The 12,913-nt window shown below is 67.5% G+C and carries 9 protein-coding genes; 5 read left to right on the top strand and 4 right to left on the bottom strand.

Features of this window, described 5'->3' with window-relative positions; genetic code table 11:
• Positions 1-76: 76 nt before the first annotated feature.
• The 4 genes from ACZ5PO_RS13050 to ACZ5PO_RS13035 form a co-directional block, all read right to left on the bottom strand.
• Positions 77-739 (bottom strand): TetR/AcrR family transcriptional regulator, encoded by a 663-nt coding sequence (locus tag ACZ5PO_RS13050; RefSeq protein WP_464194035.1) that lies wholly within the window; start codon positions 737-739, stop codon positions 77-79.
• Positions 740-805: 66 nt separating this feature from the next.
• Positions 806-2,434, bottom strand: coding sequence for an AMP-binding protein (locus tag ACZ5PO_RS13045; protein WP_464196822.1), 1,629 nt, complete (start codon positions 2,432-2,434; stop codon positions 806-808).
• A gap of 280 nt (positions 2,435-2,714) precedes the next feature.
• Positions 2,715-3,935, bottom strand: coding sequence for an acyl-CoA dehydrogenase family protein (locus ACZ5PO_RS13040; protein ID WP_464194033.1), 1,221 nt, complete (start codon positions 3,933-3,935; stop codon positions 2,715-2,717).
• Positions 3,936-4,222: 287 nt separating this feature from the next.
• Positions 4,223-5,233, bottom strand: a complete 1,011-nt coding sequence (locus ACZ5PO_RS13035; RefSeq protein ID WP_464194031.1) for a phosphotransferase family protein — start codon at positions 5,231-5,233, stop codon at positions 4,223-4,225.
• Between the two features lie 427 nt (positions 5,234-5,660).
• Between ACZ5PO_RS13035 and ACZ5PO_RS13030 the strand changes: the two genes are divergently transcribed.
• The 5 genes from ACZ5PO_RS13030 (at position 5,661) to ACZ5PO_RS13010 (ending at position 12,566) form a co-directional block, all read left to right on the top strand.
• Positions 5,661-6,632: an ABC transporter permease gene (locus ACZ5PO_RS13030; protein ID WP_464194029.1), complete on the top strand. Its 972-nt coding sequence runs from the start codon at positions 5,661-5,663 to the stop codon at positions 6,630-6,632.
• Between the two features lie 53 nt (positions 6,633-6,685).
• On the top strand, positions 6,686-7,732 hold the full coding sequence (locus tag ACZ5PO_RS13025; RefSeq protein ID WP_464194027.1) for a sugar ABC transporter substrate-binding protein: 1,047 nt from the start codon (positions 6,686-6,688) through the stop codon (positions 7,730-7,732).
• Between the two features lie 120 nt (positions 7,733-7,852).
• Positions 7,853-9,976: an ABC transporter permease gene (locus tag ACZ5PO_RS13020; protein ID WP_464194025.1), complete on the top strand. Its 2,124-nt coding sequence runs from the start codon at positions 7,853-7,855 to the stop codon at positions 9,974-9,976.
• Between the two features lie 5 nt (positions 9,977-9,981).
• Positions 9,982-11,073 (top strand): hypothetical protein, encoded by a 1,092-nt coding sequence (locus tag ACZ5PO_RS13015; RefSeq protein WP_464194023.1) that lies wholly within the window; start codon positions 9,982-9,984, stop codon positions 11,071-11,073.
• On the top strand, positions 11,070-12,566 hold the full coding sequence (locus ACZ5PO_RS13010; RefSeq protein ID WP_464194022.1) for a sugar ABC transporter ATP-binding protein: 1,497 nt from the start codon (positions 11,070-11,072) through the stop codon (positions 12,564-12,566). The genes ACZ5PO_RS13015 and ACZ5PO_RS13010 overlap by 4 nt, the downstream gene beginning before the upstream one ends.
• Positions 12,567-12,913 lie beyond the last annotated feature (347 nt).

Here is a 12,913-nt window from a genome sequence, read left to right as displayed (position 1 = left end):
GCGGCCGCCACGCTCCTGCAAATGGAGGATGGCCGCGTCAGGCGCGGCGTTGACGCACGGCAGGCTCGACGGCGCCTCAACCCGCTGCCGCCCGCCGCGGCCGCAGGCCGTCGAAGGCGAAGCGCAGAAAAATCTCAGTCAGCTCGGCGGCGGTATATCCGAGGTCGGGCTTGTACCAGCGGGGCAGCCAATTGATCGACCCCATGAGGAAAAACTCGGTGATCCGCGGGTCGGTGGCGGCAATGCTGCCGTCGTCGATACCCTCCTGGATGAAGGCCCGCACCAGGCCGTCGACGACGCGCGAGCGCTTCTTCACCTCGTCGCGTTGCTCGGCGCTCAGCACCGACAGGTCGCTGAGGATCCACGCCGCGCCCTCCTTCCGGACGAGAGCGTCGAACTGACTCCGGATGTAGGTCTCGAGCTTCTGCAAGCCGGTCCCGCCGTTGGCGGCCGCAGCTTCGGCCAGCAGTTGCCCATTGTCGACGGCATGCAGGTAGCAGTTGAATAGAAGGTCGGTCTTGTCCACGAAGTAATAATAGAGTGCGGCCTTCGAAACCCCAAGCTCTTTGACGATATCGCCGATCGACGTGCCGTGAAATCCGCCCCTATTGAAGAGATAGACGGCCGTCTGCACCATCGCCAGGCGCCGGCGCTGATACTCCTCGGAGCGGTCGAAGGCGGGATGCGTCTGCTTTCCAGCCGGGCTGTCAGCTTTCGACGCGGATTTCCTCTGCAACATGTCACCGTCTGCTCGTGCGTGCCGGCGGATGTCTGCCTGCGGTTTCCGCGGCAGGCAAGCGCGGCTTCACGCCCTCGCCGCAGCCTCCCGTTCGCGCAGGGCGCGCCGGATGACCTTGCCGTTGGTGGTCATCGGCAGCTCGTCGACGAATTCGATCTGCCGCGGGCATTCGTGGCGGGCCAGCCGCTCGCCGACGAAGGCCCGGATCTCCTCCGCCAGGCCGGCGGAGGGCACGGCACCGGCCTTCAGCACGACGAACGCCTTGATGATCTCGGTCCGCGTGGCATCGGGCACGCCGATGGCGGCAGCCATCACCACCGCAGGGTGGCGCGTCATCGCATCCTCGATCTCCGACGGCCCGATGCGGTAGCCGGAGCTGGTGATGACGTCGTCGGCGCGGCCCTGGAACCAGACATAGCCGTCCTCGTCCATATGGCCGAGGTCGCCGGTGATGAGCCAGTCGCCGGCGAACTTGTCCCGCGTCGCCTCCGGCTTGCGCCAGTATTCCAGCAGCATCACCGGGTCGGGACGGCGCAGCGCGATGTTGCCGACCGCGCCGGACGCGAGCGGCGTGCCGGCGTCGTCGACGATGGCCGCCACGTGGCCCGGGATGGCGCGCCCGAGCGAGCCGGGCTTGACGGGCATGACGCTGGCGCAATTGCCGAGCACCAGATTGCATTCGGTCTGGCCGTAGGCCTCGTTCACCTGCGCCCGCAGCTCGCGCCCGGCCCAGTCCAGCAGCTCGGCGCCGACCGACTCGCCGCCGCTCAGCACGCAGCGCAGTTGCGTGCCGCTGCGGGCCATGCCGTCCGGGACCTGGCGCATGAGCTTCAGGGCGGTCGGGGTCAGCAGCGCGGTGCGGACGCCGTGCCGGCCCATCAGCGCGAAGGCCTGCTCAGGATCGAACTTCCTCTGACGGGAGGCGACGACCGGCACGCCGTGGAACCAGGCCGGCATCAACACGTCCATGAGGCCGGCCAGCCACGACCAGTCCGCCGGCGACCACATGCAGTCCCCCGGCTGCGGGAAGAAGTGGAAGCCGAACTCGGCCCCGGGCATGTGCCCGAGCATGGCACGGTGGGCGTGCAGCGCGCCCTTCGGCCAGCCGGTGGTGCCTGACGTGTAGTTGATGAACGCCGGCTCCTCCGCCCGTGTCGTCACGGTGGTGAAGGCATCCGAGGCCTGCGCCATGGCCGCTTCTATCGACGACGCCTCGGACAGCGCGCCATCGATCAGGAAGATCGTGGAGGGGCGCCCGGCCTGGGCCCGGGCGTCCGCGAGCTTGGGATAGTTTTCCAGGTCCGTGATCGCGATGAGCGCTTCGCTGTCCGTCAGCCGGTAGGCCACGGCATCGACGCCGAACAGCACCGAGGTCGGCAGCGACACCAGGCCCGCCTTCCAGCACGCCACGTGGGCGACGGCGGCCAGCGGATCCTGGCCGAGCACGATCATGACCCGGTCGCCGCGCTTGGCCCCTGCTGCGAGAAAGACGTTGGCCATGCGGTTGGCCAGGCGCTGGACCTGGCTGAAGCTGAAACGCTGGACGGCGCCGTCGGGGCTCTCGGTGATTAGGGCCGTGCCGTCGGCGCCGGCGGCGTGCCGATCGCAGACATCATGGGCGATGTTGTAGTATTCTGGGATATTCCAGCGGAACCGGCGATAGATCTCATCGTAGGAAGCAGCGCGCTCGATCAGCATGAAGACGCCTCCCATTGCCTGTGACGCACCTGCGATTGGACCGGTCGCACCCGCGACTTACAGCGGGGTGGTTTGTCCTCGAATCATCATTCCGCTCCAGGTCCTTTGCTTTCGAGCATGAGCTCATCCCAAGACCGGTGGGCACTTTTGGGGACCATGCTCTGGAGCGCTTTCTCGCGATTGGGTGTGTCCACCCAATCGCGAGAAAGCGCTCCAGATTCAAAAGACTATGAGCATTTCTCTGCCATTGGATGGGTCCATCCAATGGCGAAATGCTCTAGGCTGCGCCGACCGTGGCCTCCGTGCCGAATGTCCAGCTCTGAGCGTTCTTGAGAGCCTCCCGCGCCAGGACGTGCCGGTGCACTTCGGACGGGCCATCGTAGATGCGGAAGCAGCGGATGTCGCGGTAGGTCCGCTCGACCACCGTATCGCCGGTGATGCCGAGTCCGCCGAGCACCTGCATGGACCGGTCGACGACACGCCCCAGCGCCTCCGAGCAGAAGACCTTGCAGCGGCTGGTCTCGTTGCGCGCGCGCTCGCCCTGGTCCAGGAGCCAGGCGCAATGCTGGATCGCCAGGCGGGCGAGGTGCAGGTCGATCTCGTTGTCGGCCAACTGAAAGCCCACGCCCTGGTGCTCGCCGATCGCCTTGCCGAAGGACTGCCGCCGGCCGGCATAGGCGGCCGCGATGTCGTGGCAGCGCCGGGCCTGGCCCAGCCAGCGCATGCAGTGGGTCAACCGGGCCGGGCCGAGGCGCACCTGAGCGTGGCGGAAGCCGTGGCCGACCTGGCCGAGGACGTCCTCGGCGGCGACGCGCAGGCCTTCCAAGGCCATCACCGCATGGCCGCCCGGCGAGTTGCTGTCGATGGAATCGAGCATGCGCACCATGCGGATGCCGGGGGTGCCCGTGGGCACCAGGAACATGGTGGCGCCGAGATCCGCGCCCTGCTCGTCGAGCGCTTTCGCCAGGATGATGGTGAGCGCCGAGTCGGGATAGCCGGTGATCAACCACTTCAGGCCGTCGATGACGAAATGATCGCCCTGCCGCCGCGCCACGGTGGACAGCAGCGACGGATCCGAGCCCGCGCCGTTGTTCGGCTCGGTCATCATGAAGACGGTGCGGATGTCGCCGGCCACCAGGGGCCGCAGCCACCTCTCCTTCTGCGCGGGCGTGGCCACGACGTTGAGGAGGTTGACGTTGCCTTCGTCCGGCGCCTGGATGTTGAGCGCCAGCGGCCCGAGCGGCGAATAGCCGGCCTGCTCGAAGGCGAGGGCCATGCCCACGTGGTCGAGGCCGAGCCCGCCCCACTCCGCGGGACCGTGCGGCGACAGCAGGCCGGCGCGGCGCGCCCGGCCGACAAGCTCCCGGCGCAGGTCCTCGCTCGGCCCGTGCGGTCCCTGCCGCGGATCGTTTTCGAACGGGATCACCTCGTCGCGGATGAAGGCGCCGATCCGATCGCCGAGGGCTGAGAGCTCTGGAGGTACCGAGAAGTCGATCATCGCCGCTGCCCTTTCTCCGAATGATTGTGACGAGCCGTCTTGCCGGCTGCGCGCGTCAGCTCTTGTTCTGAAAGCGCAGAGCGGCGGTACCGCCCCCCACCCCTACCCCTCCCCGCCACTTCGTGGGGGAGGGAGGAGCATTTGCTTGCAGCGCTCGAGGGTAAGCGAGCCGGCTATACGAACGGCCTCCCCCTCGTGGGGAGGCCGTCCCGAGCGAAGCGGAGGGACTGTTGGGGGGCGGGTCCCACCGCCGCTACGCCAGCAGATCGGATCGACACCGCGCAGCATCAGCGGTCCGCCTCCGCAAGCTCGAGGCCGCGTTCGAACAGCGTGTCGATGCTGGAGACGAAGCGCTCCCACAGGTCGTCGACGCGCCGCCCGGTCCGATGCAGCCTCACGTTGAGACAGGTGATCGAGCCCAGGCGGTAGCAGGCGAGCGCCTGGAACCAGGCGAGGTCCTTCGCCTCGAAGCCCCCCGCAGCCGCGTAGGTCTCGGCCACGTCCTCGCGGTCGATCGTCGACACGGGTTGCCAGTCGGCATGCCAGCAGGCCCGATCGGCCATCATCGCCAGCCAGCCGAGATCGAGCATCTGCGCGCCGATGCTCGCGAGCTCCCAGTCGATCACGCCGGTCAGGCGGCCGTCGTCATAGAGGACGTTGCCCGGCTGATAGTCGCCGTGGACGATGCCGATGGGCCCCGGCGGCGGGACGCTGCGAGCCAGCCGCTCGCCGAGCCGCCGTCCCTTGGCCCGCCACGCCTCCTCCTGCGCCTTCTCCAGGATCGGCGCCCAGTAGCCGACCTCGTCGGCCAGCGGCCGCGGCGTCTCCCAGCCGGCCAAGCCGGTGCGCCAGTCGAAGGCATGCAGTTGGGCAAGGGCTGCGACCGCCGTGCGCCAGACTCGGTCGACGGCGGCGGGCTCGCGAGAAAAGCTCGCATGCGGCTCCCACACGACGAAGCTGCGTCCGGGCAGCCGCTCCATGACGATGTAGGGCGTGCCGAGCTCATCCTCGGCGGCAGAGGCGAGCGGTACGGCCGGAACGGGCAGGCCCACGCCGTGCAGCGCGCGCAGCAGCGGGGCCTGGCGATAGACGTCGGTGTTGCCGCGCCGGGTCACGCCGATGGGCGCGATCTTCAGCACGTAGTGGCGCTCGGCGCCCGTCGGATTCGTGACACCGTATTCGAAGGTGAGCCCGGCATGGCCGTCGGCCAGCACGCCGAAATAGCTCAGCGCATCGGCGCCGCCGCTGTCGCGGCCAATCTTCTCTCTCAGCCGTCCTTCGATGGCCGCTGCGGTCATTGCATCCTCCCTTATGACAAGCATGGAAAGCGGCGAATCAAATGTCAATTCACTTAACTGATTTTCAGTTCGGTACGCTTGACACCGCTCGGTAGATGCGAACATGCTGCAAAAAAGCGGGGTCGCTCGGCGTTGCCCGGTGGGCGTGACGGTGCCGCCTGGTCGCTTGCAAGGAAGCCTTCGATCGGGCTGCCGCGAATAACGCCGCACGACGGCGATGAGAGCGTCTCCCGTGCCGGGCCATCACCCGACCGGACATGCTCGAGGGAGGCGACGTGGATGCTTGCGCCATTCGCATACGCCGGGCGGTACGCGCCCCCTGCATGGCCAGGGACGGGCGTGCTCGGTCACGCGCCGCGCGCCCAACCCCTCGCCCCCGTGATCCATACGTGACCTTCTTCGGCCGCACGGCGACGCGCACGAGGCGATGATGAAGATCAGGTTCTCCCAGCAGGTCATCGTCTTCGTCCTGTTCGTCGTCCTGTTCGTCGGGTTCTCCCTGTTCCTGCCGGGCTTCTTCAGATCCAACAATTTGCTGACGTTGCTCCAGAACGTCGCGATCCTCGGCATTCTGGGCCTGGCCATGTCGATCGTGGTCATCGGCCGCGGCGTCGATCTCTCGCTCGTCGCCTCGCTTTCAGTCCCGGCGGGGCTCGTGCTGCAGATGGTGCAATACGGGCACTCCGTCCCGGCGGCGCTCGCGGCCGGCATCGCGCTGGCGCTGGTATTCGGGCTCATCAACGGCTGGCTGATCGCCTACGCCGACGTGCCGTCCCTGTTCACGACGCTCGCCTCGGGGCTGTTTCTGGCGGGCCTCGGGCAGGTTGCCTTCTTCAAGATCGATGTCGTCCAGTGGAGCCCGGCGCTCGACAGCCTCGCAGTCCTTGGGCGGGGCACGATCCTCGGTATCCCGGCGCCGGTGATCATGTTCGGGCTGGCGAGCCTGGCGGTCGCGCTGTTCCTCAAGTCGACCCGCCTCGGCGCCTACATCTATGCGGTGGGCGACAACCCCTATGCGGCCCGCGTCAGCGGCCTGCCGGTGCGCCCGCTCATCGTGCTGCAATATGTGCTGGCAGCACTGATCGGCGCCTTCGCGGGCCTAGTGCTTGCCGCCTCCATCAACAGCATGCCGACGCGCATCTTCAACTCGACCCTGATCTACGACGTCATCCTCGTCGTCGTGCTGGGCGGCATCGGCCTCTCCGGCGGGCGCGGCGGCGTCCTCAACACCATCGTCGGCACGCTGCTCATCGGCACCATGCTCAACGCCATGACGATCCTCAACCTGTCCTACTCGGCGCAGAACCTGGTGAAGGGGCTGGTGCTGCTCGTCGCCATCCTCGCCGATTCCTTTGTCAACCCACGCAACGAGGAAACGGCCCAGCAAGGCGACATCTGAACACCGCGCCGCGCGTATCGGCCGGTCGAAAGCCAACAAGACGGGAGGATCACATGTATCTGAGGATGTCGGGTCTCAGGATGTTGTTGCCGCGGCTTGCGGGCGCGGCTGCCGGATTGGCCTTCGCCGGCCTCATGGCCGCACCGGCCCTGGCGCAGAAAGGTCTCGACGAGCCCTTCCAGGGGCCCTTCAGGCAGGCGCTCGAGGGCAAGGTGGTGGCCGTCGTGCCCGTGGCCATGAACTTCGACCTCGCCCAGGGCTGGGTCGCCGGCATCCGGAAGGAGCTCGAGCCGTGGGGCGTCAAGGTCGAGGTTCGCGACCCCAACTGGAGCACGACCGCCGGCGCCCAGGCGGTCACGACGCTCCTGTCGGAAAAGCCTGCAGCGATCATCGTCCATAATCCGGACGTACAGACCTATGCCAAGCTGCTGCAGCGAGCCGAGACCAGCGGCATCTACATCATCCAGATCAACATGGGGTCGGCCTACCGCACCACCGGCTTCGTCGGCGCCAACTGGGTCGAGATCGGCGAGCGCGGCGCCCAGGCCGTCGTCGACGCCTGCAAGGGCAAGTCCAACAAGATCGCCATCGTCCAGGGCGCGCTCTCGGCGGCGGCCAGCGCCTATACGCTGAAGGGCGTCGAGAACATCCTCGCCAAGCATCCCGAGATCAAGGTGGTGTCGAGCCAGGCGGCGGACTGGGATGCGACCAAGGCCAAGGCCATCACCCAGACGGTGCTCCAGCAGAACCCCGACCTGTGCGGCATCGTCGGCTTCTGGGACGGCATGGACATCGGCACCGCCGCCGCGGTGAAGGAAGCAGGCCTCACCGGCAAGGTGTTCGTCGCCACCTCCGGCGGCGGCGAGCAGAAGGGCGCCTGCGACCAGGTCAAGGCCGGCGCCTTCGACCTCGACCTGAGCTACGACGTGCCCACCCAGGCCTCCAACATGGCCAGCATGATCAAGTGGCTGCTCGCCAGCGACCTGAAGGCGGGCTCGGCCAAGAGCTCCGTCTATACGACGCTGATCCCGATCACCAAGGCCAATGCCTCGACCGACGGCACCTGCTGGAGCCTCGACAAGATCACCAGCGCCCGTTGATCGCGCCGCACGGCAGGCCGGCATCGGCCCGCCGCGCACCCTCGGCGCCTGACGCGGGGACGATGGCCGCAGGCCTCGTCGCCCGCTCCAGGCGGACTTCCTCCTGTCCTTTTCCGCCGGATGCCGATGAGCGACACCCTCCTCAAGCTGCGCTACCGCTACTGGCCCGACCACCTGCTCGGCGAGATCCTCTCCAAGCGCTGGACGGAAACGGCCATCCCGGTCTTCGTCCTCATCGTCGTCGCGCTGGCGCTGAGCCGCGCCATCCCGGGCTTCCTGGCTCCGGCCAGCCTCGGTGACACGGCGCGGCAGTTCGGCGAGATCGGCTTCGTCGTCTTCGGCATGGCGCTGGTCATCCTCGTCGGCGGCATCGACCTCTCCGTCGGCTCCATGTTCGCGCTGACCGACTTCTGCGCGCTCTACTGCCTCAACATCCTCAACTGGCCGGTGCCGCTGGTGATCGTCACCACGCTCGTGGTCGGCGGCCTGCTCGGCGCGGTGAACGGCATCCTGATCGGCTATTTCCGCCTGCGCGCCTTCATCACCACGCTGATCACCCTGATCATCTACCGGGCGCTCTACGACATCCTCATCCTGGAGCACTCCAACCAGATCGCCGCCGCCTTTCCCGACACACCGCTGTGGAACTTCATGGGCGGCGGCGACGTGCTGGGCATTCCGAGCGACGCTCTGCTCTATGCCGCCCTCGCCGTCTTCGGCCACGTCTTCCTGACCCGGTTGCGGCCCGGCTGGCACATCACGGCCATCGGCGGCTCGCGCCGCTCGGCCTACAATTCCGGCATCGCGGTGCGGTCCGTGATCGCCCGCTGCTACATCGCGAGCGGCGTGCTGACCGCCATCGGCGCGCTCTTCTTCGCCGCCCGCCTCGGCACCGTCGGCGGCGACATCGGCGTCGGGCTGGAGGTCACCGTGCTCACCGCCGCCATCCTCGGCGGCATCAGCCTGGGCGGCGGCAAGGGCTCGGTGGTCAAGGCCGCGGTCGGCACCCTGATCGTGCTGCTGATCACCAACGGATTGACCACGCTCTCGGCGCCGGGCGGCGTCACCCGCATGGTGCTCGCCGCCATCCTCGTCCTGGCTGCCGTCATCGACATCCGCTGGCTCAAGAACCGCCACCGCATCATCAGCAAGGTCTACGTCAGCCCCACCTACCACGCCATGCCGGCGCTGCCGTCGACCGCGCCGGACAGCGGCACGCCGTTCGCCCAGAACGACAAGCTGCGCAACGTCACCGAGATCGGCCTCGGCCGCATCGAGGCGCCCGAGGACGTCATTCTCGACCGCAACGACTATCTCTATGCGGGCTCGCGCCAGGGTGACATCATCCGCTTCTTCCCGCCGGACTACGAACGCATGGAGGTCTACGCCCACATCGGCGGCAGCCCGCTCGGCATGGCCTTCGACCGGCAGGACAATCTCTACGTCTGCGTCGGCGGCATGGGGCTCTACCGGATCACCCCGGACCGGCACGTCGAGAAGGCGACGGACGAGACCAACCGTAGCCTGACCTCGGTCACCGACGACAGCCGCCTGCGGCTCGCCGACGACCTCGACATCGCCGACGACGGCCGCATCTTCTTCTCGGAGGCCACGGTGCGCTACGAGATGCACGAATGGCCGGTCGACGGCCTGGAGGCGCGCGGCAACGGTCGCATCATCTGCTACGACCCCGCCACCAAGACCACGCACACGGCCGTGAAGGGACTGAAGTTCCCCAACGGCATCTGCATGGCGAAAGACGGCCAGTCGCTGTTCTTCGCCGAGACGTGGGGCTGCACCGTCAAGCGGTACTGGTTCGCCGGTCCCAAGACGGGGCAGGTCGAGATGGTGCTCGACAACCTGCCCGGCTACCCCGACAACATCAATCTCGCCTCGGATGGGCACTATTGGCTGGCCATGGTGGGCATGCGCTGCCCGGCCCTCGACCTCGCCTGGCGCATGCCCAGCTTCCGCCGCCGGATGGCCAAGCGCCTGCCCGTCGACGAATGGCTGTTCCCCAACATCAACACCGGTTGCGTCATCAAATTCGATGAACAAGGCCGCGTGCTCGAATCGCTGTGGGACCTTGGCGGCGTCAACCATCCGATGATCACCTCGATGCGCGAGCATCGCGGCAACCTCTACCTGGGCGGCATCCTGAACAACCGCATCGGCCGCTATGCGCTGCCCGACGCCGACAAGACCTTCGTGCAATACGACGTGCGCTGGGGCAAACAGCATTGACCGGCATGCTCGCAAGGATCACCGATCGCCTGCTCGGACGCGGCGACGCGGCGGTCACCGTACCGCCCTTCGACGGTGCGCTGAAACCCAACCAGTATCTGGAGGACGCCACCGTCTTCGCCGAGCTCGCCGAGCTCGAGGATCTGGCCAGCAACGGCCGGGAGCTGTTCGCCGCGCAGGGACCGACGATCCTGCGCTTCGTCGACGGGGTGGCGCGCGAGCACGCGCGCTTCGACGGGCGCGTCACGGCGTTCTGTCTGCTGGCGGACGGCGGCCTAGCGGTGGCGCTCGACGGCCGGCGCGTCCACATCGCCGGCGGGGCGCGCGACGGCCGTGCCTTCGAGGCGGCAGGCGGCGTCAAATTCAACGCGGTCAACGCCTTGGCGGCGACGGCTGCGGGCACCTTGCTCGCCACCGATGGATCGCAGACCCAGCCGTACGCCAACTGGTGCCATGACCTGATGCTGCGGGGCGACAGCGGGCGCGTCCTCGCGCTCGACCCGGCGACCGGCGAGGCGCGACAGCTGGCGAGCGGGCTCGCCTATGCCTTCGGCGCCGGTCAGGCCGCCGGCGGCGAGATCTGGGCGTCCGAGAGCTGGCGCCATCGCATCCTCTCCGTCCAAGGCGGGACGATCGGCCGGCCCATCCTCGACGGCCTGCCGGTCTACCCCTCGCGCCTGGCGCCCGCGGCGGGCGGCGGCTTCTGGCTGACGGCCTTCACCGCCCGCACCCAACTCGTCGAGTTCGTGCTGCGCGAGACGGCCTATCGGCGCCGCATGATGAAGGAGATCGAGCCGCAGTTCTGGGTCGCCCCCAAACTGAGCTCCGGTCACACCTTCCTGGAGCCGATGCAGGGCGCGCACATCAAGACCATGGGCATCCTCAAGCCGTGGGCGCCACCGGTCTCCTATGGGCTGGTCATCCGCCTCGCCGCGGATGGCGCCCCGGTCTTTTCGCTACACAGCCGCACCGGCGGCCGCAATCACGGCGTCGTCGCCGCTGTCGAATGCGGCGGCGACCTCTACGTCCTCGCCAAGGGCAACGGGCGCATCCTGCGGCTGCCCATCGCCCAGATCGAAGCGGAGCTCAGCCAGTGACCGGACCCGTCCTCGAGCTGCGCAAGGCCACCAAGACCTACGCGGGCGTCCCGGCGATCGAGGACGTCGACTTCACCCTGGAGAAAGGCGAGATCCACGCCCTCGTCGGCGAGAACGGCGCCGGCAAATCCACCCTGACCAAGGTCATGGCCGGCGTGGTGGCGCTGACGTCCGGCCAGATGCTCGTGGACGGCCGCGAGGTGCAGCCCAGGACGCCGCTCGAGGCGCGCCATCTCGGCGTCGCCATGGTGTTCCAGGAGAACAGCCTGGTGCCATCGATGACGGTCGCGCAGAATCTCTTCCTCGGCCAGGAAAAATACTTCAACCGGCTGCGCGGCATCTACATCGCCGCACAGCAGTTCCTGCAATCGCTGAACTTCGACGTGTCGCCCACGGCGACGGTCAGCCTGCTCGGCGCCGCCAAGAAGCAGATGGTCGAGATCGCCCGCGCCGTCCTGCACAACGCCCGGGTCATCATCTTCGACGAGCCGACCGCCAGCCTCACGCCCGAGGAGAAGAAGTACTTCTTCGACCTCGTGCTCGAGCTCAAGCGCCGCGGCGTCTCGGTCATCTTCATCTCGCATGCGCTGGAGGAGGCGCTTCAGATCTCCGACCGCATCACCGTGCTGCGCGACGGCAAGCACGTGGTGACCGATGCGACCGCCAACTTCGACCGGGCCCGCATCGTGCAGGCCATGGTGGGCCGCGACCTGTCGCAGACCGTCTACGGCCGGCGCAAGGAGACCGTGCGGCCGCGCGGGCCGCGTGTCCTGTCGGTGCAGAACCTGCGCATGGCGCCGATGGTCAAGAACAACTCCTTCTCGGTCTTCGCCGGCCAGATCACCGGTGTCTTCGGCCTCGTCGGCGCCGGCCGGACGGAGACCTTCAAGGTCGTGTCCGGCGTGCTGAAGCGCGATTTCTTCCACGGCGGCGAGATCGTGCTCAACGGCCGCCGGGTGAGGTTCGCCGTGCCGGCGCCGGCGGTGCATTCAGGCGTCGCCTACGTCACCGAGGACCGCAAGGTCGAGGGCTTCTTCGAGACCATGTCGATCGCCCGCAACGTCTACATGGGCTTCCTCGCCAAGATGGCGGCGAAGCGGCCGTTCGTGCTGCGCCGGGAAGCCGCCAGCGTCGGCGAGACGTGGATCAAGAATCTCAACGTCCGGGCGATCAGCAAGGACGTCAAGGTCATCGAGCTCTCCGGCGGCAACCAGCAGAAGGTGGTGGTCGCCAAGTCCCTGGTGCAGGAGCCGGAGCTGATCATCTTCGACGAGCCGACCCGCGGCGTCGACGTCGGCGCCATCGCCGAGATCCACCAGCTCCTGAACAAGCTCGCCGACGAAGGCAAGGCCGTCGTGATGATCTCGTCCTATCTGCCTGAGATCCTGGCACTCTCGGACCGCGTCCTGGTGAGCCGGCAGGGGAAGGTGGTCGAGGAGTTCTCGGCGCTCGAAGCAACCGAAGAAAAGATCATGTACGCGGCGATTCACTGATCAGCCGATCGCGATCGACGTCTCGTGATGGTGACGCAAGCCACGCGGCGGCGGCTTGCATCGGGCGGATTCGGCATGGGCCGCGACGGATGAGCGCCAGCAGCCGATTGGCCTTGATCCGGCTGAAACCGGGCTGTTCGGGGTCGTGGTCAGCTCCTCCTCGCGCCCACTGAAAGTGCGTGCTCAATCGCCGCGCATGGCAAGGCAACAGAATGCCTAATATGACATCCCCAGTGTGAATAGATAAGCAATCCATACACATGATCGGCAGTCGCCAACGCCTGCGGCAGCATGATCTCTGTTCAGAATTTTGCCTTGACCCGACGATAGACATAGGAAACGTTATT

Source organism: Chelatococcus sp. KU-N122 (assembly GCF_055391085.1).
The sequence above is the reverse complement of the archived record's forward strand: the minus strand, read 5'-3'. Positions and strand labels throughout refer to the sequence as shown.

Coding starts and splice junctions, on each gene's coding strand:
- ACZ5PO_RS13020 (WP_464194025.1), top strand. CDS start 7,853: ATGCCGATGAGCGACACCCTCCTCAAGCTGCGCTACCGCTACTGGCCC.
- ACZ5PO_RS13035 (WP_464194031.1), bottom strand. CDS start 5,233: ATGACCGCAGCGGCCATCGAAGGACGGCTGAGAGAGAAGATTGGCCGC.
- ACZ5PO_RS13015 (WP_464194023.1), top strand. CDS start 9,982: ATGCTCGCAAGGATCACCGATCGCCTGCTCGGACGCGGCGACGCGGCG.
- ACZ5PO_RS13040 (WP_464194033.1), bottom strand. CDS start 3,935: ATGATCGACTTCTCGGTACCTCCAGAGCTCTCAGCCCTCGGCGATCGG.
- ACZ5PO_RS13025 (WP_464194027.1), top strand. CDS start 6,686: ATGTATCTGAGGATGTCGGGTCTCAGGATGTTGTTGCCGCGGCTTGCG.
- ACZ5PO_RS13030 (WP_464194029.1), top strand. CDS start 5,661: ATGATGAAGATCAGGTTCTCCCAGCAGGTCATCGTCTTCGTCCTGTTC.
- ACZ5PO_RS13050 (WP_464194035.1), bottom strand. CDS start 739: ATGTTGCAGAGGAAATCCGCGTCGAAAGCTGACAGCCCGGCTGGAAAG.